Source organism: Polyangium jinanense, assembly GCF_028435365.1.
In genome coordinates, this window is the sequence record NZ_JAGTJJ010000028.1 from 85,597 (window position 1) to 109,063 (window position 23,467).

Sequence of the window (23,467 nt, forward strand, 5' to 3'; positions counted from 1 at the left end):
CCGTTCACAACGTGCAGACCCCACCCGTACACGCGAGCCCGGAGCAGCACTCCGCCCCGCTCGCGCACGACGTACCCACGGACTTGCACCCCGACGGCTTGCAGCTCGGGAACTCCCCGCCACCGCAGAGGCCGGAGCAGCACTCGCCGTTGCTCCCGCAGAGCGTACCTTCGGGCACGCACGTCGGGCTGCCGCCGAAGGTGCCGCATTTCAGCGCGCCGCCGTCGTCTGGATCCGGCGAGCATAGCTTGCCGCAACAATCGTCCGGCGTCTGACACGGCTCGCCGTTCGGCTTGCACGTGCAATCGGTACACGTGCCGCCGCTGCACGTCGAGCTACAGCACTCAGCGTTGCTCACGCAGGTATCGCCGACGACCTTGCACGCGAAGCCGTCCTCGCAGGTCTTGCTGTTCACGTTGCATTTCCTTGAACAGCAATCGACGTCCGCCTGACACGCGACGCCGCTCAGTGAGCAGCACGGCCCCTGGCAACGCGTGACGCCGTAGGAGCCATCGAGGCAAAGCAGCGCGCCTTGCGGCATGCCCGGGCAACACTCGCCGAAGGACGAATCGCAGATCTCGCCGGGCGGGCGGCAGTTCGCGGGCTGCCCGCATTTCGTGACGCCGCTTCCGTCGGCCTGACAGTTGCTCGTGCAACATTGTGCGTCCGTGGAGCAAAGCTCGCCGATGGGCTTGCAGCCGCCGATCGACTGGCAGAAAGCAGCTCCCGCCAGAAGCTCCACGCACGCGTTGGAGCAGCACTGGCTCGGGCCATTGCACGCCTCGCCGACGGCCTTGCATGCGCCGAGGGACGTACACTGCTTGATCCCGCTTCCGCTGTCCTCGCAGAGGTTTCCACAGCAATCCGCGTTCGTGTTGCAGAGCTCGCCCGTGACGCGGCAGCCGCCGAGCGAGATGCCACACGTCTTCACCCCGCCGCCCTTGTCCAGGCAAATGCCGCTGCAGCATTCGCTCCCCCCGATCGCGCAGTCCTCGCCGGGCTGGAGGCATCCGCCGCCCTGCGCACACACGCCGCCCTGGCACAGGTTCGAGCAGCAATCGGAGCTCACGGCGCATGCATCGCCGAGCTGCGTGCAGGGCGCCGTGGCGTCGCAGACGCCATTTTCGCAGCCAAGGCCGCAACATTCGATGGCAGCGCTGCAAGCCTCGCCCTCGCTCTTGCACGAGACCCCACCGGCGGTCGACCCGCCACCGATGCCACCCGCGCCGCCGTCGCCGCTCGGAAGCAGCACGCCGTCGAGATACGTTTGCCCACAAGCGAATCCCCACACGCCGAGCGCCAACAGGAAGTACGAGCGCTTCAAGGCATCACCTCCGCGCCAAGCACGAAGAACACCGCGGGGCGACCGAACGAGGCCACCTCGCGGCCGACGATACGGAGCACGGGTTCCGGGAACACGGGGCCGACGAAACCATCAAAACGGAGACGGACGCGGGGATGAATACGATAACCGATGCCCGCGCGTCCGTATGCGAGCGCCGCCCACCGGGTACCGGAGGCTGCGATCCTCGGCGGTTCGGCTTCTCCCTCGAACCAGAGGAGCATCGGCCCCACGCCGGCCCCGACGGATCCGAAAAAGGGTTCGTCGGGGGACGTGACGCGGACGCCGACGCCAGCGCCGAGGAAAAATGCACGCAGCGCCACCTCGCCGTCGGCATTCTGGACAAACCCAGGCGAGAGGGGGAGAAAGGACCACGCTTCGGCCGAGACGCGGCTCCAGAGAGACAAACGGCCCGAGAGCGCGAGGTTTGGGGAGATGGAGACGCCGCCCGGGCTCGCGAGGAGCGCGGGGCCCGCGAGCAGGGAGACGCGGGGTTCTCGGGGCGGAGGAGGATCCGCAAGCGGCGGAGCGCTGCTCGCGGCAGGCGGTGAGGTCGATGGGGCGGACGGCGCGACCGGAGGCGCCGCGCCGGGCGCCGCCGTGGGGGAACCTGCGGGGACGGGCAGGAGACGACCACGCAAGAGCTCGATGGCGCGGAGCGCGAGCAGCTCCGGCTCCACAGGGCCGGCGAGCGACTCGCTCACCCGCAGCTCTCCCGCGTCCTTCGCGCCCTCGCCCACCCACACGAGGATTTCCGGCGGCCAGCGCTCCACGCGCGCCGCGGCTGCCGCTCTTTCGGCGCGCGCCACGTCTGCGAGGTTTTCCCCTGCGACGCCGGCTCTCACGACGACGTCGAAGCCGAGCACGGAAAGCTCGTCACGCATGCGTTGCGCCGTCGGATCCCCGAGCGACGGGGCCACGATCACCACCCGCGCTCCGGCGTCGGCGAGCACAAGAGACGCGGTGACGAGCCCCGCAAGGAGCACCGCGAGCGCCATCGTTCGTCGTCCGCTCAAGGCTCGAGTACGCTCCTCGCGAGCGCAGCGTACGCGCCCTGCGGATACCGCGCGAGGTACCGCTTCGCGATCGCACGCGCGGCGGCCGGATCGCCACGCCGCCGGATCTCCAGCAAGCGGCCGAGGGCCTGCTCGGCAAGCTGTCCGCCGGGCTCCTCACGCAGGTACGTCTCGAACCACGTGGCCGCTTCTCCCGGCGACCGTTGTTGATCCGCCGCGATCTTGCCTATTAGAAAGGCGCTGCGCCCGCGGTCCCCAAACCGGCGGCGCGCGGCCATCAGAGCCTCGCGAGCGCGCGCAGGGCTGCCGGCGAAGCGCGCGGCGTCCGCGAGCGCGAAGAGGTCCGCGGCAGAAGCGCGCTCGACCTCCTGCGAGAAGCCCGCGCGTTCCGCCGCGGCGAGCGCATCCTTGTACTTGCCTGCGGACGCGAGCTCCCGCCAGCCGGGTTGCGCGGAGCTCTCCTCCGGGACGGGCGCCACGGGCATCGCCGCGGAGGCGCTTGGCGAGAGGATCGGCGCCGAGGGGTTCGTCTGGACCGACGACGGACCGGGTGGCGCGGGCTCGTTCGTCGACTTCGTCGCGGTCCGGGCTTCCTGGATCTCGAGCTTGCTCTCACGAACGGAGACGCGCAGGCGCTCGCCGGGAACGAGCGCACGCCCCTCCCGCAGGAGCGGCCCCGTAGCGATGACCGAACCTTCCATCATCGCGACCTCGAACGTCTCCGTCGCGGGGTCCCACCGCGCATCGAACGCAGTCCCGGTGATCCGCACCTCGAACGGGCCCGCGCGCAGCGCCCAGCGCGTGTCGTCGTGCGCGTGCGTGATTTCGGCGTGCACGGCGCCGCTCTCGATGAGCACCGCAGCTCCTCGGGGGTTCGTCTCGGTCACGCGCACCCGCGCGCCCGGCGCAAGCGTCAACGCGCTCCCCTCCGAGAAGCGCAGGCCGAGCGACGTCTCCCCAGCAGCGATCCAGTCGCCTGCCACGCCCTGGACCGGCGACGCGCCCACGGTGAACGAGAGAGCTGGCGTCCGCGTCGCCACGTACAAGGCAAAGGCACCTGCGCAAGCGGCTGCAAGGGCGAGGCCCGCGACGATGCCCTTGCGCCTCGCGCTCTCCGGGGCCTGCGGCGTGGGCGCGAGGAACCGGGATCGTGCGGCATCGAGGGCGCCGCGATCGGCCGACGCGTCCGAGACATCCGCCACCGCACGGCCGAGCCGTTCGAGGCGCTGCTTCATCTCGTCGTCCATCGCCCACCTTCCTCGAGCCAGCCGCGGAGCACCTCGTCTCCACGAGCGATGGCCGCGAACCGCGTCTCCGCCCGGTCGAGACGCCGCTTGATCGTCGAGAGCGACACCTCACACAGGGCCGCCACACGCTCGACTTCGAGCCCCTCGACGTACCGGAGCACGAAGGCCACGCGTTCGTCGGCGGGGAGTTTGTCGAGCGCGGCGTACGTCCTCCGGAACGCCTCGGCGACGCTGGAATCGACGTCCTCGACCATCGGCTCGGGCAGCTCCGCGGGCGCCCAGAACAGGAGCCAGCGACGGGCGCGGCGCGCCCGGATCGCCTTGTAGACCGTATGCGTCGCGACCATCTGCATCCAGCCCACGAGCGCATCCGGATCGCGTAGCTTGTCGAGCGAGGCCATCGCCTGCACGAACACCTCGTGCACGAGCTCAGCGATCTGATCGCGGTCGCAGCGGCCCAGGATACGCCGGACGATCCGCTCGACCGAGGGGCCGCACCGATCGAAGAGCGCTGCGCGCGCCCATGGCTCGCCCGCGCGGAGCCCGCGCACGATGGCCATGTCGTCCCGCATGACCGGCAAGGTTCGCACGACCGGGCTCGCGTTCCCCTGGGGGACGCTGTCGCGGGGTCGGCTGGCTTGGGGCGCGGGCGGCATCGAGGGCTCGATCGTGGAGGTACCCCGAAGCTGCGCCCACGGTTCACCGAAATCATCTTCGTGAACTGCAACACGCAAAAAACGTGAACCGCCCTGGGTCCCTCTCGGTACCTCCCTCCAAGCCTGGAGGAGACCCATGCGATCACACCGTCTCTTGTTCCTTGCCGCGTCCCTGTCCTCCGTCGTTGGCGCTGGCTTCGTGCTTGGTGCTGGGTGCAGCGACGATCCGTCCATGGGTGGCACCGCGGGCGCCGGCGCGGCGCCGGGGACGGGGGGCAGCGCGGGCGCGGGTGGTGGCACGGGCGGCATGGCAGGCGCGGGCGGCTCGGGGACCGGCGGCGCTTCGTGCAAGGGCGAGGGCGAGGCTTGCGGCGCAGCGATCGAGTGTTGTGGCCTCGGATGCAAGAACGGCGTCTGCGACGCCACGGCGCAATGCACGCAGCTCGGCAACGCGTGTACGGCGAACTCCGACTGCTGCTCGAACCTGTGCCAAGGCGGCGTGTGTGCCCAGGGCGGCGGATGCCTCCAGCCCGGCGAGGATTGCGCAACCGGCGGCAGCGTTTGCTGTAGCGGGGTTTGCCTGGACAAGGGCGGCGGGGTGAAAACGTGTGGACTCTCGCTCGGCGGGTGTCACGTCACCGGCGAGGTTTGCAACACCAACGCCGATTGCTGCGGCAACCTCTGCGAGGACAGCGGAAACGGGATCAAGCAGTGTACATCCCTCGGCGCGTGCAAGGCCGTCGGGGAGGCGTGTAACGGGCCGAGTCAGTGCTGTTCCAATGCGTGCGTGGAGCTCCTGCCGGGTTCGTCGTTTTGCCAGTCGATCGGCGGCTGCAAGCCCATCGGCGAGCTCTGCGGGGCGAACGCCCAATGCTGCACGAGCAACTGCCAAGCGGATGGGAGCGGCGTCAAGAAGTGCGGGCAGCCGCCGAACTGCCGCCCGCCGGGCGAGATCTGCGATCCGTCCTTCGGCGAGTGTTGTCCGGGCATGCCGCAAGGCGCGTTCCTTTGCCTCGAAGGCTCCTACGGCGTGACGCGTTGCCAGGGGCCGTGCTGCTCGCTCAGCGGCGTGGCCTGCCAGACGGACGCCGATTGCTGCTCGAAGAAGTGCAACGCGAACAGCAAGACATGCGAGAACGGCTTCGCATGCAAGGTCGTCGGCGACACCTGCGCGACCAACGCCGATTGTTGCAGCTCGATGTGCAACAACGGCACGTGCGCCGATTGCATGTGCAAGCCCGATGGTGCCGCGTGCCAGACGCCGGACGATTGCTGCGGCGGGCTCTGCTCGCCGGATCCGAACGACGGCAACAAACTGAAATGCGGCAGCTTCAACGTCCCCCCCGAGCCCGACGGCGGTGTGCCCGAGGGCGGCACGCCGGACGGCGGCGGCCCGACGTGCGCGCTGGACGGGGCTTTGTGCTCCAACAACGGCGAGTGCTGCTCGGGCCTTTGCGGCGGCGGCGAGTTCCCCGAGTGCGTGCCTTCGCCCTGCAAGTCCGTGGGTGCGTCCTGCGCGGCCCAGGCCAATTGCTGCTCCGGTCTCTCGTGCACCGGCGGGGTCTGCACGTTGTAAACGTTACCCTTGGTCAACAACGAATTGCTTCGTCCTGGAGGAACCATGCTGAAGAAAACACCGACCTTCCTTTCCCTGGGCGTGTGGATGCTCGCATTCGCGGGCCTCGTCGGCTGCGGAGGCGACGAAGGCAATGGCGGGAGCGGCAACAATGGGCCCGACGATGTCGATGTTCCCGCCGGGAGCACGGCGTTCGTCGCCGTGATCAACCCCGTCGCCAACACGGGCCACACGACGGGCACGCCCGCCGTGACGGGCGACGAACGGGACCTCATCCCCGTCGACGCCTTCCCAGGAAGCGCCGATACGAGTGAATCGGGGATCGCGGTGGTAGGCACGGGGGTCGGCGAGGTGGATGTACGCATCGGAGACGCGTTGCTGAAGCACACGGTGCTCGCCGAGGGCGACGTGTACGACGCCCCGCTCGGGTTCGACGGAGCGAACGCCGAGACTTACCCGAACACACCGATCCGATATCCAGTCGGCGCCAACTCGGGCGGTTTTTTCTTCGGCCCCGCGGACATCCTGGCTGACGTCGAGGCAAAGCTCGGCGTGGATGACGCGGTCGTGGTTCTGCGCGGCGGCACGTACACCGGCAACCTGACGATCACCGGCAAGGGCGTGCTCCTCTTCGGCGAGAATTTCCTGGAAAACGCCGTGGTCATCAACGGATCGGTCACGGTCAACGGCGAGGCGGTCCGGCTACGTGGGCTGACCATCACGGGGGATCTCGCGTCGAAGGGCAACAACTTCGGGATCAGCTTTTCCAGGGTGTTCGGAAATACGAGCATCACCGGCAATGCCGGCGCATTCGTGCGGAACGTATTCTGCGGGACGACCGTAGTGCCTTCGAGCAATGCCACGCTGCTCGACAACTTCGGGGTCGAACCGATCGTCACCCCGCCGATGGGCACTTGTGATTGAATGGGGCGAGAAGGAACCACCGCATGAAGTCCACCATGATCTTGCGAACGACGTTCGTTGCTCTCGTCCTCGGCTCGATGGCTACGCTGCCGGCGTGCAGCAAGAAGTCCGACGCCTCCGCGGAGGTCACCGCCGAGAACCTCTCGGCGGACGACACGATCACGGAGCAACACGACCCCGCCACGATCTCGTGGTCGGTCACGCCCGACGGTAAGGTGCGGGCGCGGGTCAAGACGCCCGACGGTCAACCCGTCGAGAAAGACGTCTCCGGCAAGCTGACCGTCAAGCCCCTGCAGAAGGGCGCGCAGCCGGTAAAGGCGACGCTCGTGTTCGACGCGAAGACGGGCTTGCACACGGCGGACATCCCCAAGCTCGACGCTGATTTGACCGAGGTGGATTACGAGCTCCAGGTCAACGGCAAGCCGGTCGAGGGCGCGCTGCATCTCCCGAAGGGCGGCACGAAGGAGCTCGTCGCGACGGCCAAGGTCACGGCCGGAGTCGAAATCCCCAAAGGCAAGAAGGGACCGAATGGCGGGATTCTCCAGGTAGCGGGTGACGACCTTCTCGAAGTTGTCGCGGACCAGAAGACGGGCGAGACGCGCGTTTACCTGCTCGACGACGACCTGAAGCCGATGCCCGTGGGCAAACACAAGGTCAAGATCGGCGTCGTCGCGGGCAGCCCCGAGATGATCGAGCTCACCCCCGAGCCCAAGGCCATGTATTTCACGGGCAAACTGACCGTGAAGGCGAACCCGTCGAAGCTCACGGTCGTGTTCTACGACGAGAGCGACATCGAGCCCATCGTGGTGCTCTGCGGCTGGAGCCCCGGCGTGGTGATCGTCGTCGGGACTGTCGTCCTTCCCCTGTTCGTCGCCGTGAACTGGGTCCCGGTGGTCGTCGTTCAGCCTCCCGTCATCGTCATCGGGAAGGGCAAAGGCAAAGGCAAGGGCAAGTGGAAGTGGCATTGAACCGGAAGGGAGACATGCTCATGCGGAAATCGTCCAAGGTAACGCACAAGCTCCTCACGCTCGCTTCCGTCGCGCTTTTTGCCTTCGTGGCGAGCGTCTCCGGCTGCGGCGACGACGAGAACAGGAACGACGGTTGCGACCCCACGAAGGGTGACCGCTGCTCCTGCGACATCGCCAATGCAGCGAGCTGCCCGGGAGGTTTCCTCTGTCGCCCTTCGGGGGACGGCAACGTCTGCGAGCCCGAAGGGACTGCGGGGCGCATTCCGAGCTGCCTGGATCCCAAGGGGCTCGACGTGTTCGCCGCAGAGGCCGATGGCGCCCTCAGCGTAAGCTGGAAGGTGAACGGCATGATCGACTCCTCGGGCGGCTTCGAGGTGCGATATGGGCCCGGGCCGGCCACGCTCGATCAGAAGATCACGGTCGGTCCCGAGGCGCGCCGCGCCACGCTCGCGCCGCTGGACAACGGCAAGGGTACCTTCGTCGTCGTGGCCCCGCTCGGCGCGAATGGGATGTCGAGCTTCGTCTCGTGCCAGGTCGCGGGCATCCCGCACGTGCTCGCGTTCGGTGGAGACGTCATCGTCAATGCGGCCATGGACGGTGATCAAGCGGATCCCGACCTCGCCTCGAACATCACGGGCACGCGGCTCTACCTCGCGATGGAGGACGGCGCAGCCGTGACGCTCTCGATTTCGAGCGATTTCGGCGATACCTGGCCGACAGCGGCGCGCGTCACGATGAGCGGGCAAAACCCCGCCATCGTGGTCCGTAACGCGGTCGTCGACGAAGCCGGGATGCTCGTCCTGCCCGAGGTCCTGTTCCTGACGTGGGAGGAGGGTGGCAACGTCCTGTTTGCCGCGTTCGACCCCGCTGCGGGCACGTTCTCCACGCCAGTGACGATCGGGAAAGGCACGAACCCCGATATCGCGCTCGGGATCGACGGCATTCACGTGGCGTTCGTCGACGGCACCACGATCCAGCAGGCTGCCTCGACGGACGGCGGCAAGACCTTCGGCGCGCCCGTCGCGGTGAGCGGCTCGCTCAACAATTCCAAGGCGCCGAGCGTCGGTGTTCATCCGACGACCGGCGACGTACTCGTGGCCTGGGATGCGCTCGAAGGAGGCGGCGACAGCAATATCTATTCGGCCGCCTCCACCGACGGGGGCAAGACATTCGGGGCGCCCGTGCGCATCGATGACGACATGCAGGGGCAAAACCAGCTCAACGTTTCCGTGGCCGTCGATCCGCAGACCGGCGAGTATTTCGCCACGTGGGAGGACCGCCGTGGCGGCGCGAACGTCTTCTTCGCGACGTCGAAGGACGGGGGAATGACGTGGTCCCCCAACATCGACGTGGGCGCGGGGCTCGGCGGCGATCAGTTCCACCCGCAGGCGGTCGTGGACGTGGCGGGCAATGTGTACGTCGCGTTCTTCGATACGACCGACGGGCAGAGGACCGTTTTCTCGCGCTTCAACGAGGATGGCACGTTCGATCCGCCGCTCGCGCCGAGCACCGTCGCCGGCAAGGAGGGCGTCGTGGGCGACTATCCTTCGGTCGCGACGGACGTTTTTGGTACCGTATACGTCGCGTGGGAGGAGAACCGCGGCGGACCGGATCTCGAGGTCTTTTTCGCCCGCGCCGATTGACCTCGGGCGTTCCCTGCCGCTCGTGCGGATCTCGCTACATCACCGGCATGGGCACGAGCCGCCAAGGCGGATTTGGTGACCTACTTCGACGATCTGCACGTCGCATCGCTGTGAAAGGGGTTGGGTACCATGATGAAAAAGGTTGTCATCGGAATGGCTCTGCTCTTGGCGTCCGCCTGTGATAAGGGCACGCCGCCTCCGTCCCCCGATACTCCGTCTTCCCCCACGGCCGGCTCCACAGCCCCCCCGCCGGCGCCCGCGGCGATGGATCCCGCAGCCGTGGAGGCGGCCACGGGCCTCAAGCCGGAGGTGACCGACGGCGTCGTCCGCGTCTCCTTCCCCCGCAACGAAGTCAAGGTGGAGGTGGACCGGTGGACCATGCCGCCCTTCATGGGCCTCACGTCCTGGGCCGGCTTCACCCCGGGGAAGGCGCCCGGCGTCGAGGCGATGGTCATGGGCGATCTCGTGCTCTTCGAGGACGAAGTGAGCGACGCGATGAGCGCGGCTCTCGGCAGCGGGCTCCAAGTCACCGCGCTGCACAACCACTTCTTTTTCGACAAACCCAAGGTCTACTTCATGCACATCGAGGGCGAAGGCAGCGTGGACACCCTTGGCAAGGGCGTAAAGGGCGCGCTCGATGCCGCAAAGACGATTCGCGCGAAGTCTCCCGAGCCCGCTCCTGGATTCGCAGGCGCGCCGCTCCCGGCCACGAACTCCATCGACGGCGCCAAAGTGGAGGCTGTCTTCGGCGTGAAGGGCGCGGCGAAGGATGGGATGTACAAGGTCACGATCGGGCGCCCGGCGACGAACGCTGCCTGCGGATGCCAGATCGGCAAGGCGATGGGCGTCAACACCTGGGCAGCTTTTGCGGGGGCCGACGACAATGCAGTCGTCGACGGCGACTTCGCCGTGACCGAGGACGAGCTACAGCCGGTGCTGAAATCGCTGCGAGGCGACGGGATCCACGTGGTCGCCATCCATCACCACATGGTCGGCGAGCAGCCGCGGATCCTGTTCCTGCACTACTGGGGCCGCGGCACCGCCGCTGCCCTCGCGACGAGCGTGAAGAAGGCGTTGAACCTGACGAAAGCCGGGGGATGAGCGCACCTGCGGTTGCTGGCGCAGGGGTCTGCGCCTCAGCCGGGCGGCGGCTGGCGATCGAAGGAGCGCAGCTTCCTGTTCTCGAACTTCGTGCTGTCGGCGAACGTCACCGTCGGCACCGTGCCCGCCACGATCTTGGCCTCGGGCGGGACCTTGAAGTCCTCGACCTCGAGCGTGAAGTCTCGGGTTTCGCCCGGCTTGAGGCCCACATCGTCGAGGCCCGCCGATATCGTGTCGAGTTTGCGCTTATTCTTGTCGTCCCAGTAATAGAGCATCACCTCGCACCGCTTCACCTCTTTATCGGACTCGTTCTTGAGCCGCACCTTGAACGAATCGAGGGCGTAGACGTCGACCGTGACCTTTTCGCCCGCGTGCGCTTTGAGCTCGTCCGCGGGCACGCCGCCCTTGGGGCGCGAGGGCGAGTTGGGGACGAGGTCGTCGTTGTACCAGTTCGAGCCGTCGTCGAAGTCGATGCGCGAGAGCTCGACCTCGTAGGTCGTGGCCTCCTTGTTGATCTCCTTCTTCTTGCGGCCGAGCGGCACCTCGGCCGTATCGCCGTCCTTCAGGTCCCTGATGATCGAGTGCGGATAGCGGTCGAGGTACTTGCCATCCTTGTCGTAGTAGAAGATCCAGGTCTGGGCGCTCTTCATCCGCTTGCCGGACTTGTTCGTGATCGCGAAAACGGGCATGGCGTCGTCGCCGGTTCCCTCCATCTTCACGAACTTCGTCTCGACCTTGCGGCCGGCTTCGTCATTGATGGGATCCTTCTTGTGCACGAACTTCGGCGTCCCTGTCGGCCCCGCCGTCTTCGTGCTCGGCGCCGCCGCCGAGTTGCTCGCGGCCGTGTCCCCCGCAGTCTTTTCTCCCTGACAGGCAACAAGCGACAGCCCGAGCCCGAGAATTCCGATCATCCGCTGCATGAAACCTCCGTGCGCGCCCGAACCGAGCGGGCGGACGGCTCATACACCGGATTCCCGAGGTCCGGCAAGCTCACGACAGACGCGCAAGATCAGCCGTGTTTCCGCGTCTTGGAAGGACTCGTCGCGTAGCGAACGTGGCTCACCAGCGCGCGGAGCTTGGGCGCCAGGTTTCTTCGATCAGGAAAGTACAGGTAGAACCCGGCAAACGGCGGGCAGTAGCGTTCCAGGAGCGGCACCAGTTCGCCGCGCTGGAGATAGGGCCGAAACGTCTCCTCCATGCCGAACGTGAGCCCACCGCCGGCAACTGCCGTGCGAACCATCACCCACATATCGTTCGTCGTGATGCGCGGATGCACCGCCACGTCGAATTCCCGCCCATCTTCTTCGAACTCCCAGCGATAAGGCTCGGCGCGCGGCGAGGGGCGCCAGCCAATGCAGCAGTGCCGAGACAACTCCGTCGGATGTTTCGGCGCGCGATGGCGTGCGAGGTAGGAGGGCGCGCCCACGACGAGCTGGCGCTGATGGGCTGAAACCGGCACGGCGACCATGTCCTGCTCGATGACTTCTCCGAGGCGAACGCCTGCGTCGTAGCCCTCCGCCACGATGTCGAACTCTTCATCCGTGATGGTGATGTCGAGCTGAATGCCGGGATGGCTCTCGACGAAGCTCGCAAGCAGGGCACCCGAGATGAAGCGCTCTGCGATAGAGGACACCGCAAGCCGCAGAAGGCCCGAAGGGGCAGCGTCGCGATCGCGCGTGGCATCGAGCGCAAGGCCGACTTCGCTGACTGCGGGCGCGACCCGCCGGTAGAGCTCTTCGCCGGCCTCCGTAAGGCTCACGCTGCGCGTCGTGCGCTGGACCAATGCGATACCGAGGCGGTCTTCCATCCGCCGGATCGCCTGGCTGACGGCGGAGCGGGTGACGCCAAGGTGCCGAGAGGCCGTGGTGAAGCTCTTCGCCTCGGCAACCGCCAGGAACACCGCGACACCATTCAGATCGACTGCCATTGGTTAGAGGAACTTACCGAGGCGTCCAGAACGCGGCAAGTTCTCTTTCCGGCGCGCGCGGCCTAGCTTGTTCGCACACAGGGCGGGATGACCCCGCTCATCGGAGGACCACACGATGACTTCACTCGACCAATACCGCCTGCTGGGCCGCTCCGGGTTGCGCGTCTCACCGCTCGCATTGGGCACCATGACGTTCGGTCAGGACTGGGGCTGGGGCGCGGACGCGACAGAGTCGCGCCGCATCTTCGACCTCTACATCGACCGCGGGGGCAACTTCGTGGACACCGCCGTCAACTACACGGACGGCGCCTCCGAGCGTCTGCTCGGCGAGTTTCTGCGCGACAAGCGCGAGCGCGTGGTGCTCGCCACCAAGTTCACGATGGCGCGCGAACCGGGCAACCCCAATTCGGGCGGCAACCATCGGCTCAACATGCAGCGCTCGGTGGAGCAGAGCCTGCGACAGCTCGGCACCGACCGCATCGATCTCTTCTATTTGCATACCTGGGACTCCACCACCCAGCCGGAAGAGGTGATGCGCGGACTCGACGATCTCGTGCGGGCGGGCAAGATCGTCTACGCCGGCATCTGCAACACGCCCGCCTGGCGCATCGCGCAGATGCAGACGCTCGCGGAGCTGTTCGGCTGGGCGCCCTTCGTCGCGCTCCAGATCGAATACAGCCTCGTCGAGCGCACGGTGGAGCACGAGCTCATTCCGATGGCCGCGGCGCTGGGCATGGGCGTGCTGCCCTGGTCGCCGCTTGGCGGTGGCGTGCTCACGGGCAAGTACACGCGTGCGGACGTCGCGGACTCGCGCGAAGCGGGGGTGGCGGCGACGCGTAAAGGCGTCATGGCTTCCTCGGGTCAACTGAGCTCGCGCGCGCTGGGCATCGCCGACGTCGTGCGCTCGGTGGCGCAGGAGATCCGCGCAACAGCTTCGCAGGTGGCGCTCGCGTGGACGCTCTCGAACCCGGCGGTGACCGCGCCGGTGATGGGTGCGCGCACGCTCGCGCAGGCGGAGGACAACCTTGGCGCGCTCGGCGTGGTGCTCTCCGACGAGCAGCGCGCGCGGCTCGACGCGGCGAGCGCACCCGAGCCTATCTTTCCGGCCCGTTTCGTCAGGCGGCCGCTGGTCCAGCAGCTCATCTTCGGCGGTTCGAACGTCGCGCGCCGCATCTGATACGACACATCCTGGAACCGTTTCGCTGGGGCGTTGCCCCAGGCCCCACCGGGGCTGTCCGCCCCTGGACCCGGACCAGCGCAAGCGCTGGACCCGGGGTCGATGAACTGCGCGATGCGCAGTTCATCGAACGGGCCGAGGCAAGGTCAGCTACGACCCTGCCAACCAAGACAGCCGCGCTGCCCTTTCGATGGGTGATGGGGTCCAACCGGCCCGTTGGAAGAACTGCGCGGAGCGCAGTTCTTCCACCTTCGGTCCAGGCCGTGCCTGGTCCGGGTCGAGGGGCGGATAGCCCCCGCGGGGTCCGGGGCAGCGCCCCGGCGCGGCGGCCTCGGGTGGGAGTTTTTCAGCCCTCGGCGGGTCCTGCCGGGGCTGGCTCGGGCTTCTTCTTGCTTCGGCCGCCTGCGCGGGAGCGGATCACGCTGTACAGGGAGGGGAAGGTCTTCTCCGGGGTCGGCTCGTGGCGCAGGAGCCATCGGCCCGTCGCGGCGACTTCCTCGTAGGTATCGAGCAAGACCGTGAAGGCGCGGGCGAGGTGCTCTCCGGCCACGCGCGCCTCGGGGCTGAGCCGAGCGCCGAGGCTCGCGAGGATCTCCTCGGCGGCCTTCACGGCGTCGTCGGCGTCGGTCGCGCGGAAGTGCTTCTTGTCGTCCTTGAGGGTGTCATAATGGTCTCGATACACGGTGGCATACCCGAGCAAATCGGCGGCGAGGTCGCGGTGGCCGGTGCCTGCGCGCAGCATGGCGAGGTAGGGGCCGACCTCGGGGTGGTCATTCAAATGATACTCGCAGAGGGCCTGCATGCGTGCCTCGATGCCGAGGGCCTTCTGCACGAGCTCGGCCGGGAGTTTTCCCTCGGTGGAGAGGGCGCGGGCCTTCTGGTCCTCCGTCGCGGCATACCAGCACGCCCAGGCGGCGGTGGGGAGCAGCTCGACGAGGGCGGCGTCGAACTCGCTCGGAGGCAGGCTCTTGTAGCGGGCCAAGAGCTTCGGCTCGCTCGCGCGCGCGGCGAGGCCGAGCGCGGCGACGGCGGCGAGGCCCGCGTCGGCATTGACGACGGCCAGGGATTCCACGGGCATTGTCTTATAGTGAGGGAAGAGCACGTCGAAGGCTTGCTTGCCCTTGACGGGATCGAATTGGGGACTGGTCATGGCGCGGGATGGAATCATGGGGAGAGGCGCGCGGGCAAGTGTGGAGGGCATCGCGGAGGCGGAGCTCGCCTCCGCGGGGGGCTCTGCGTGGGGACGAGGGGGCTTGCCGGGGCCTCACGGCGGGAGGACGGCGGGAGGCGGTGGGTGGCCTTGTTCGCAGGAGGCGACAGGCCGGTCCGTCAGACGGGCACGATCCTCCACTTCTGGTTGTCACTACCGAGCCAATGATGTTGAATGATCTCGGCCCCATTTGCCGTGGTCCCACCGGCCACGTCCAGATTCTTCCCGCTGTGTTCCGCGGCGATTGCATAGAGCCCGCCACCCAGGGGACCCAGACGGAACTTCTGGTTGTTGTTTCCGGTCAAGTTGTACTGGATGAGCGGAACCCCGGAGTCGCGAGAGCTGCTGGGGACGTCCAGGACCTTCCCGCTGTGCACTGCGACGATCTTGAATAGCCCCCCGCCCAGCCACTCGAGGCGGAACTGCCGGTACGTGTTCCAGGTCGCGTCCCACTCCCATTGAAGGACCCGAGCGCCGTTCGCGGTTTCCGCGTTGTCGATGCAGATGAGCTTTCCGCTCCTCTGCGATACGAGCTTCACGAGCGTCCCCGTGGGGATCGTCTTGAACCTGAGGTAGAGATCCTGGATGCCCCCGCCGTGATCGGATTCGCCGTCGAAGCGGAAGCTGAGCTCTCGGTCGTCGAGCCCCAGGAGGGCAGCCCTGTCCCAGCCGAAGCGGAGACCTTTCACGAAATCGTCCTCGTTCTTGAAGAGGTCCAAGATCTCTGCCACGAGGCTGAGGGTGATGGAGCAGAGAGCAGCCCAGCCGGCGGCGTTGGTCTCGGGATCGCCCTGGAGCTCCTGGCAAGCCCTCAGGCAATGGTCGGCCGCCTTGCGCAGGTACTCCGACGTGTTGCCGAAGATCGTTCCGGAGTCTTCTTCCCAGCAATCGATGGTCATGGCGAGCGAATCGCTCACCCGTCCGATGAAGGCCAAATGGCCATAATCGAAGCGATCGTCCCAGTCCCCGTCGTCGCAGCTATCGAATACCCTGGACTGGAACGTACATGTATCTTCGTCGCTCCCGGCGCTGAAGCACCAGAAGATCTCGTCGGATGGGTCGGTAACGGTATCGCCCGACCTTTTGATGGTCCGAAACTTGAACGGCTGGATGATGAAAACCTCGCTCGGGCCGTCCGAGCTCTCGGCGGACGTCGGAGCGGGCTCCGGCTGCGGCGCGCTGCTCGTGAGGTAGACGAAGCTCGAGCCGTACTCTCTCGCGGCGGCGAGGAATGCCTCGTCCCTCTGATCGAGCTCCTGGTCCGGCGCGAGCTTGGCGATGTCCACGACGCGCACGTTCCCCTGGGCCTTCACCGCTTCGACCTGCGCGGGCAGAGCGTCGGCCAGGTCCCTCATGGTGAAGGGTTGGTCGATCGGCCGATCGGCGATCACGTCGGGCAAGATCTCCCTCGTGCGGGCGCCCTTGGTCTCGCGGTGCGCCTTGCCCCACGCCTTGATCTCCTCCTGGCTGATCCCTTGCTCGAGGGCATCGACGAGGGTTCGCTCGAGATCGCTGAGCTCGTGGCCCACCTCGAGGCGCGCCGCGGCATGAAGGGCCGCCCCGAAGAGGGGGTTGCCGCGCGGTTCTTCTGCATCCTCCGGGCCCCAAGGGAGTCGGCGCGCGCGCCCGACAGCTTCTCGCGAAGCTTGTTCGCGCGCTCGGTCGCTTTCTTGCTCAAAGGCCGCTCTTTTTTCGTCGTCGTCTCGGTCATGAGGTACCTCCGGTGCAGGGTGAGGGAAGCGTTCGGGGAGCCCTCTCTGGCCCCGCGCGACACACAGTAGCCGGAGGCGGGGCGCGTCCCGGTATGGGACTTTGGTCCCATGCTGCGGTCGTCGACCCAGACCCTGAGGGGTTTCTCAGCCTCCGGAAGCCGTCCGCAGCCCGTCCGGGGGGGTTTTTCAGCCCTCCGGCGCCTGCTGCCGGGCTGGGAAGGGGGGTTTGGGAGCCCTGAGACGCCTGTCGACAGCCCGTCCGGGGGGGTTTTTCAGCCCTCCGGCGCCTGTTCACGGGGCGGGGAGGGGGGTTTGGGAGCCCCGAGGCGCCTGTCGACGGCCTGCCGGGGGGGGTTTTTCAGCCTCCGGCGGGTCCTGCCGGGGGCGGCTCGGGCTTCTTCTTGCCTCGGCCGCCTGCGCGGGAGCGGATCACGCTGTGCGTCACCCACCCAACAAGCCGCTGCTGTCGACGCGCACGGATTGAATCTTCGTCTGAAATCCACGTCAGGGGACGACGTGAGCACGAATCTTTGCCCATCGTCCTTCGGCCTCGCAACTTTGCTGATTGGCTGTACGTCACCACGTTCAGCACACGAGTCGGCAAACGCGGCCACGTTGACGTCGCCCCCTGTGCACATGTGCTTCGCTGAGGAAAAGGGGGCGCCGCTCGTGGGAGCACGCGTGACCTCCGAAGCCTTGCACACCGTCCCCGGTTCCGTATACAAATGGGAAGCAGGCATGCCCGCCGGACCTGCTCTCCCTGAGGTCATCACCGGGCCCGACGGATGTGGTGAGATCCAATGGCTGTCGCAGCTCGGCTCCGGTCCGACATGGAGTCAGCTGACCGTGAGGCCCGCGGATCAGGGGGCCGGTGGATGGGGAGCCATCTGCTCGAGGCCACGGACGCCTCCACCTCACCCGGGCGAGGTCGAGGAAGGCAAATCGCTTCGCTGGCAGGTCACGCCGCAGCATTGTGTTTTGGTGCCTGCACTCGAATGAGCTTTCGATGTTCTAGAGCATCGACCGGTTCGATGCTCGGAAGATCGCGAAGCGATCTTCCCTCGGGGGGTGAATCGGCCGGGCTTTGCCCGGACGAGAGGGGGACGCGAGGCGTCCCCCTCGGGACAAAAGAGCTAGGACATCGAGCGGTTGCAAACCGATCGATGTTCTAGGTGGCTGGTGTTTTTCTCTCCTAAACCATCGCGCGATGGTGTAAGGCGGTGCCATGTCCCGTGGACAAACCCCGAAGCAGGGCGAGATGTGGAGGTCGACGTCGGCGTACTGCGGAGCGAAGCTGTCGCCGACGTCGATCTACAGCCTGTTGCACCGCGAGTGCCATCGGCTCTTCCCGGATGAGGCGTTCGCGGACCTGTTCCGGGACATCGGTCGACGCTCGATCCCGCCGCGCATCGTCGCGGTGGTGATGGTGCTGCAGCGGCTGGAGGGGCTCTCGGACCGGGAAGCGGTCGAGCGGTTCAGCTTCGACATCCGCTGGAAGTACGCGGCCGGCGGGCTCGACTTCGAGTATCCCGGCTTCGTTCATACGGTCCTGGTCGACATGCGCGAGAGATTGCGGCAGTCGAAGGATCCCGACCGGATCTTTCGCACGGTCCTCGAAGTGGCCAAAGCGGCCGGGCTCGTGGGCCGTCGACGCGTGCTGGATTCGACGCCGCTGTACGACGCAGTGGCCACGCAGGACACTGTCACGATGATCCGCGCAGCCATTCGTGCCCTGCTTCGCGTGGCTGGAAATGAGCTTGCTGCGCAGCTGCGCGGGGTTCTGGGGCGGGACGACGATTACAGCACCGCCGGCAAGCCTGCGTGCGATTGGGAGGAGCGAGCCGCACGCGAGGCGCTGGTGGATGCGCTGGCGCGCGATGCATATGCATTGCTCGCACACCTGGATGGTCGCTCGCTCGCGGTGCCGGTATGCGAGGCGGCGGCGCTCTTGGCCACGGTCGTGGGACAGGACCTGGAGCAGACCGAAGGCGGCTTCTTCCGCATTGCCCGGCGCGTGGCGCCCGAGCGCGTCATCTCGACGGTCGACCCGCAGGCGCGCCACGGGCACAAGACGCAGGCTCGCGGCTTCGATGGCTACAAGGGTCATATCGCAATCGACCCGGACTCGGAGATCATCACGTCTTCGATCGCCACGCCGGGCAATGCCGCCGATGGCAGCGTGGCCAAAGAGTTGCTGAAGGAAGCGTTGGAGACCGAGACGCGAAAGCAGCACGAGAAGCAAATCGCCGTTTACGGCGATAGCTCCTACGGCACGGGCGAGGTGCTCGAGCATCTCGAGAGCGCAGGTGCTGCGGCCCATGTGAAGGTGCAGGCCCCTACATCGCCTGATGGCCAATTCACCAAGGACGCGTTTCACATGGATCTTGCGAGCGATACGGTCACCTGTCCGGCTGGGCAGCTCGTCCAGATACGCCGCCGAAAGGATGGCTCAGGGGTAGCGTCTTTCGGTGCGCACTGCGGGAAGTGCCCGCTCGCGGCGTCATGCACGAAATCCAAGCAAGGCCGCAACGTCGCGGTGAATCAGCGAGAGCATCTGCTGCAGCACGCGCGCACGGAGCAGAAGAGCCCCGCGTGGCGCGCTGGCTATAAAGCCACGCGCCCGAAGGTCGAGCGCAAGCTCGCACATCTGATGAGACGAAGGCACGGCGGACGTCGAGTACGCGTACGCGGCACCGAGCGAGTCACGCGCGACTTCACGATGCTCTGCGCCGCGGAGAACCTCCGACGGCTCGCCGCGCTGGGGCTGCGGCACGACAAGCGGTCGAGAACGCGCTGGGCCGTGTGACCGGGGGCAGGGGGCGCCCCGCACACCCCCGCCCCCGCCACGGAAGACCAGAAGACGATCCGAACCATTATCAGCCGTCAGGTGACCTGTCCGATATGCACCCTGGCGGCCATGGGAACACGAGCGGCCACGACCTCTTCGACGGGCTCGCGATCGACACCAGCCACCTAGGTCGCGTTCAGGTCCACGAAGCGGAGGAAGATCACGGGCTCGACCATCGAACGTCGGCCGGTAGCTCCACGCAACTCGTGCTCGGCGGCAAACCCTGACGGGCCCCCGGCGCCGCCGTCTCGCCTGCATACGCCCTGCAGAGCACGTGTCGCTCCTTCCAGACCAGCTCGCACGAGGGCCTGATCTCGCGCGCGCCGGTCTCGGGGGCGGGGTCGCCGCAACGGTACCGTGCGATCGACCGATCGCCATAGGAATCGAGGCGCGCGTCTTCGTAATAACGAACCTCGCACCCAGCCTTGTCGGCATCCGTGGTGACGACCGCTGACCAATAAAACGGCCCGCTATCGACGCCGTCGTACGAGCCATCCACGCGCGCGGGTCGGCAGGTGCGGAACGCATGGGCGAGGCAGCGCCGGGGCTCGCTGTCGTGCTGGACGAGCTCGTCGTACGAGCTCGCGACCTCACCGCAGTCGAGCACCGGCGACGTCACCGCCCCGCCGAGATCCTCAGCCACGGTTTGCCGAAACGAGCGCAACACCTGTTCCCGTCGGGATGGCGTCCCCGCGCACGCCGCCGCCAGCGCGAGCGCCACGCCGGTGCCAGCGAGTAGGGTCGCGCTGCGAGGTCCGGATGCCATGACCACCTGTTACCGCACCGCCGTCTGGCGCGGCAGTTGAAAAACGCGGCGCGGGTGACGATTATGTTTTCAATGAAAACATTCCCCTGCGCCGCGGTAGGTGAGCGCGTGGGCCTCGACGCGGTCGCCGCGGACGAGGAGGTAGTCGCGGAAAAACGTGGCGAGCTCGCCGGCCTTGGCGTGGCGGAAGAAGACGGGATCGCCGGGCGCGAGTTTTACGTGAGGCGGGACGGCGAGCGGGGTCTGGACCTCGCCGGCGCCTTCGAGATCGAGCAAGGAGAGGCCTTCGGGTAGGTACGGAATCGGGAGGCGATCCGGGCCGGCGGCGCCCGAGGCGACGAGGCCACCGCCCTGGCACGTGACGAAGCCGGGCGCAGGTTTCCGTGTCACCTGGAGGGCGAAGAAGGCGGCCGGCTCGGGGCGGAAATCGTCGTAATGGTCGAAGAGGTGGCTGCCGAGGAAGCCGGAGCCGACGGTGATTTCGGTGAGGGAAGGGTCGGCGAGGGACGAGGCGGCGCTGCCGGTGCCGCCGCCGTTGAAGAGGGGAATCGGGAGGCGGCGGCGCTCGAATTCGGCGGTGATTTCGTGCCTCAGCGTGGTGACGGCGGCGCAGGCGATTCGCTTCAGGGCGCGTTTGGCACCGGGCGGGAGAGGGCCGAGCGGGGTCTGGTCGGGCGTCCCGGCGATGTGCGCCTCGTAGCCGAGCAGGCCCGCGAATTCGAGGTGGCGGGACGAGGCCACGCGCTCGGCGAAATCGGCGACGCCGCGGGCCTCGTGGAGGGGGCTGCGGCGGACGCCGAGATGCACGCGGCCGCCGAGGCGGCGGAGGGAGACGTCGATGTCGACGACGACCGGAATGCGGACGCCGTAGGGCGCGGCGGCGGCTTCGAGGACGTCGAGGTGGATGGGCTCCTCGACGGCGATGGAGACACGTTTTCCTTCGCGGTTCGTCTCGGCGAGCAGGCGCGCGTCGGCGGGCTGGGCCGTGGGGTATGCGACGAGTATGTCGTCGAAGCCCTGCGCCGCGAGGTAACGTGCCTCGGCAGGAGCATACGCCATGAGGCCGCGGAACGAGGGGCCGCCGCGGTGCAGGATGTGGCGGACGAGATCGACGGATCGAACGGATTTCGTGCCGATCCGGAGCGTTTTTCCGGGGCTTTCGCGCACGAGCGAAAGGACGGCGTCGACATTCGCGTCGACGGCGTCGAGATCCACGAGCGCGACGGGCAAGGCCTCGCCGGCGAGGGTTTTTCGGTAACGATCGTAGCGGTGCTGGTGGGTTTCCATGGCGTCAATCACAAGCCGCGCTGACGGGCGCCGCCGTCGGGACACGCGGGGTGCCCTTCGCAAAACTTTCGAGGAAACATTGCATCTGGTGTTTCGGGGGCTCGGTCTGGAAGACGACCTCGTGCCCGTCCTCGACGCCGTCTTCCGGATGTTGCACGACGACCGCGGTGGCCCCGTCGACGTTGCCCGACGCGGGCAGGGGGATTTCCGCGCGGCCGCCGAGCGAGAGGAGCGCGGAGAGCGGGGGGTAGACGGCGAGCTCGGGGTGCGAGGCGTCGAGTGGCGAGCCGGCGAGGTCGAGGCCGAGCGAGAGGCTCATCGGGTTCGCGATGGGCGGCAGGATGTAATGGTCGACGATGCCCTGCATCATGAGGACATGCCGCGGCGGGCCCTCGCTCTCGCGCAGGATCCGCGAGGCGTACGGCTGCACGTCGGCGGGCTCGCCGGCCCATTGCAGGAGGTTCAGGAGCGGATCGACCTCGGTGAGCGTGTACCCCGTGCCGCTGACGCCGACGAGGGACTCGGCGAGCGGGCGCGTGGCGAGCGGTTTTTGCTTGTGAACGATGTTCGCGAGGAAGCTCGCGCCCGCGCCGCTCAGGAGCAAGGCACGGACGCGTGGCTCGAAGGCCGCGGTGAGCGGGACGATCGAGGCGCCCATCGAATGGCCCATGAGGGCGAGGGTCTCCGTGTCGAAACGAGCTTTTCCGCCGGCCGCGTCCGCGCCGGGGCAATCGGCGACGTCGATTTCGAGCGCGCCGAGGATATGCGTGAGCAGGCCGAGCTCGGCGGCGGATTGGCGGATGTTGTCGCGGAGGGCGACGGGGTTTCCCACGTTGAAGACGAGGAACTGCTCGTCGCCGCCGGTCTTGTTGCGCAGGCCGCCGTGAGGGCCGTCGGCGCTGGCGCCCGCGAAGCCAGCGCGGGCGAAGGTGAGCGCGGGGCCGGTGCCAGGCTCGAGCGCAGGTCCGCCCGGTTCGGCGCGGACGCCGCGATCGACGAGGGGACGCTCGCCGCCCGCGCCCGTGCGCGAGAAAAGGACGATGGGGTATCCGGCCGGCGGCATGGGGCGGCGCGGGACGGTGACGACGAAGTTTGCGTCTTCGTACCGCTGGAGCATGGGGTTGCCCGCGGTGTCGAAGACCCAGTTGCCGCCCGCCGAGGTATACGGGGGTTCCCCGCTTTGATATACGGGCAAACCCATCGTGGTTTCGTACACGCAATACGCGTCGAAGACCTCGTTCCGTACGAACGGTGAAGACGGCGCGGGGAGCGGCTCCGCGAGCATGGCCTCGGCGACACGCGCATAATCGTCGATTGGCGTGGCCGTGGTGAAAACCGTGAGCGCGGCGATCTCGTCCGCCGGAATGCCCGCCTCGGCGAGGGCCGTGAGCGCCTTCGTGTAGGTCGCGAGTGCCTCCTCGGACATGCCGGCCGGGGCTTTGCCGGCGCGCAAATCCGCCATCGCCGGGGAGACGCCGAGCGGGGCGCCATCGCGATCCGCGAGAGATGTCCGGACGACGGCCGCATACGTGGTGTTCGGCCGCAGCGGGACCCCTTGCACGGGGAGGAGGGCGAGCAGGTTGGGCGCGCCGTACGGGCCACCGTCTTCGAGGAAATGGGCGGAGATGGGGGAACGGCGAAGGGAATCGGGACCGGACGCGGAGACGTCGAGGAGGAGGGCAGGGGCCTCGGGCGCGAGGCTGTCCACGGGCGCGAGGAGCTCGCCCGCGGGCAAGGGTCCGTCGAGGCCGAAGTAGACGGCCGTGGTGGTGCCGAAGCCGCGGACGTCGCCGGCGAGGTCGATCATCTGCGCGGCGATGCCGTTGTTCGAGGGGTTCGGGAAGGCCGAGAGGTCGGCCGTGCCGCTCGCCGTGAGGCGCGCGTCGCTCGGGAAGGGCGCGCCGAAGAAGCCGCTCTCGCCGGTGAAGTCGAGGGCGATGCGGGTGCGCCGCGGGGCCGGAGGGTTCGTCCCCGAGGGGCCGCAGCCAAGGCCCGTTGCGGCGAGGACCAAGGCGGCGGCCGAGAGGTGTGCGGAGACGCGTGGGCGGGCGAACGCGCGCGGCATGA

Annotated in this window: 19 protein-coding genes; 8 read left to right on the forward strand and 11 right to left on the reverse strand. The window is 67.6% G+C overall.

Going from position 1 to position 23,467, the window contains the following annotated elements:
- Positions 1-4 precede the first annotated feature (4 nt).
- From KEG57_RS33345 to KEG57_RS33360, 4 genes are read right to left on the reverse strand one after another with little or no spacing between them, the layout of a single operon-like run.
- A complete protein-coding gene (locus tag KEG57_RS33345) occupies positions 5-1,324 on the reverse strand; it encodes a hypothetical protein (RefSeq protein WP_272426348.1) in 1,320 nt (439 codons plus the stop codon).
- Positions 1,321-2,358 (reverse strand): hypothetical protein, encoded by a 1,038-nt coding sequence (locus KEG57_RS33350; protein WP_272426350.1) that lies wholly within the window; start codon positions 2,356-2,358, stop codon positions 1,321-1,323. Before KEG57_RS33350 ends, KEG57_RS33345 begins: the two co-directional genes overlap by 4 nt.
- Positions 2,355-3,605, reverse strand: coding sequence for an outer membrane protein assembly factor BamD (locus tag KEG57_RS33355; protein ID WP_272426352.1), 1,251 nt, complete (start codon positions 3,603-3,605; stop codon positions 2,355-2,357). Before KEG57_RS33355 ends, KEG57_RS33350 begins: the two co-directional genes overlap by 4 nt.
- Positions 3,590-4,195, reverse strand: coding sequence for an RNA polymerase sigma factor (locus tag KEG57_RS33360; protein WP_272426353.1), 606 nt, complete (start codon positions 4,193-4,195; stop codon positions 3,590-3,592). The genes KEG57_RS33355 and KEG57_RS33360 overlap by 16 nt, the downstream gene beginning before the upstream one ends.
- A 298-nt stretch (positions 4,196-4,493) precedes the next feature.
- Here KEG57_RS33360 and KEG57_RS33365 point away from each other — a divergent pair, with 298 nt between their 5' ends.
- The 5 genes from KEG57_RS33365 to KEG57_RS33385 all read left to right on the forward strand — a co-directional run bounded on the left by KEG57_RS33365 (position 4,494) and on the right by KEG57_RS33385 (position 10,473).
- Entirely contained in the window at positions 4,494-5,837 is a 1,344-nt protein-coding gene (locus KEG57_RS33365) for a hypothetical protein (RefSeq protein ID WP_272426354.1), read from the forward strand.
- Between the two features lie 45 nt (positions 5,838-5,882).
- Positions 5,883-6,761: a right-handed parallel beta-helix repeat-containing protein gene (locus KEG57_RS33370; RefSeq protein WP_272426356.1), complete on the forward strand. Its 879-nt coding sequence runs from the start codon at positions 5,883-5,885 to the stop codon at positions 6,759-6,761.
- Positions 6,762-6,784: 23 nt separating this feature from the next.
- On the forward strand, positions 6,785-7,729 hold the full coding sequence (locus KEG57_RS33375) for a hypothetical protein (protein ID WP_272426358.1): 945 nt from the start codon (positions 6,785-6,787) through the stop codon (positions 7,727-7,729).
- Between the two features lie 20 nt (positions 7,730-7,749).
- Positions 7,750-9,372: a sialidase family protein gene (locus KEG57_RS33380; RefSeq protein WP_272426359.1), complete on the forward strand. Its 1,623-nt coding sequence runs from the start codon at positions 7,750-7,752 to the stop codon at positions 9,370-9,372.
- A gap of 129 nt (positions 9,373-9,501) precedes the next feature.
- Positions 9,502-10,473, forward strand: coding sequence for a DUF1259 domain-containing protein (locus KEG57_RS33385; RefSeq protein WP_272426360.1), 972 nt, complete (start codon positions 9,502-9,504; stop codon positions 10,471-10,473).
- Between the two features lie 35 nt (positions 10,474-10,508).
- Here KEG57_RS33385 and KEG57_RS33390 read toward each other — a convergent pair whose 3' ends face one another.
- Positions 10,509-11,384: a hypothetical protein gene (locus KEG57_RS33390; protein WP_272426361.1), complete on the reverse strand. Its 876-nt coding sequence runs from the start codon at positions 11,382-11,384 to the stop codon at positions 10,509-10,511.
- Between the two features lie 98 nt (positions 11,385-11,482).
- The gene (locus KEG57_RS33395) at positions 11,483-12,400 is read right to left on the reverse strand and encodes a LysR family transcriptional regulator (protein ID WP_272426362.1); all 918 of its coding nucleotides are present in this window, start codon (positions 12,398-12,400) and stop codon (positions 11,483-11,485) included.
- 115 nt (positions 12,401-12,515) lie between these two features.
- Here KEG57_RS33395 and KEG57_RS33400 point away from each other — a divergent pair, with 115 nt between their 5' ends.
- Positions 12,516-13,577, forward strand: a complete 1,062-nt coding sequence (locus KEG57_RS33400) for an aldo/keto reductase (RefSeq protein ID WP_272459189.1) — start codon at positions 12,516-12,518, stop codon at positions 13,575-13,577.
- Between the two features lie 346 nt (positions 13,578-13,923).
- On the opposite strand, the gene KEG57_RS33405 is transcribed toward KEG57_RS33400, so the two are convergent.
- Together KEG57_RS33405 and KEG57_RS55790 are read right to left on the reverse strand one after the other, a co-directional pair.
- Positions 13,924-14,727, reverse strand: a complete 804-nt coding sequence (locus KEG57_RS33405) for a hypothetical protein (protein WP_272426364.1) — start codon at positions 14,725-14,727, stop codon at positions 13,924-13,926.
- Positions 14,728-14,906: 179 nt separating this feature from the next.
- Complete coding sequence (locus tag KEG57_RS55790) at positions 14,907-16,316, reverse strand: RICIN domain-containing protein (RefSeq protein ID WP_272459190.1); 1,410 nt, start codon at positions 16,314-16,316, stop codon at positions 14,907-14,909.
- Between KEG57_RS55790 and KEG57_RS33415 the strand changes: the two genes are divergently transcribed.
- Together KEG57_RS33415 and KEG57_RS33420 are read left to right on the forward strand one after the other, a co-directional pair.
- Entirely contained in the window at positions 16,308-16,568 is a 261-nt protein-coding gene (locus KEG57_RS33415; protein WP_272459191.1) for a hypothetical protein, read from the forward strand. The genes KEG57_RS55790 and KEG57_RS33415 overlap by 9 nt on opposite strands.
- A 1,189-nt stretch (positions 16,569-17,757) precedes the next feature.
- Positions 17,758-19,305: an IS1182 family transposase gene (locus KEG57_RS33420; RefSeq protein ID WP_272426431.1), complete on the forward strand. Its 1,548-nt coding sequence runs from the start codon at positions 17,758-17,760 to the stop codon at positions 19,303-19,305.
- 202 nt (positions 19,306-19,507) lie between these two features.
- On the opposite strand, the gene KEG57_RS33425 is transcribed toward KEG57_RS33420, so the two are convergent.
- The 3 genes from KEG57_RS33425 to KEG57_RS33435 form a co-directional block, all read right to left on the reverse strand.
- Complete coding sequence (locus KEG57_RS33425) at positions 19,508-20,113, reverse strand: hypothetical protein (protein WP_272459192.1); 606 nt, start codon at positions 20,111-20,113, stop codon at positions 19,508-19,510.
- A gap of 69 nt (positions 20,114-20,182) precedes the next feature.
- Complete coding sequence (locus KEG57_RS33430; RefSeq protein WP_272426371.1) at positions 20,183-21,400, reverse strand: alanine racemase; 1,218 nt, start codon at positions 21,398-21,400, stop codon at positions 20,183-20,185.
- Between the two features lie 4 nt (positions 21,401-21,404).
- Positions 21,405-23,465: an alpha/beta hydrolase gene (locus tag KEG57_RS33435; RefSeq protein WP_272426372.1), complete on the reverse strand. Its 2,061-nt coding sequence runs from the start codon at positions 23,463-23,465 to the stop codon at positions 21,405-21,407.
- Positions 23,466-23,467 lie beyond the last annotated feature (2 nt).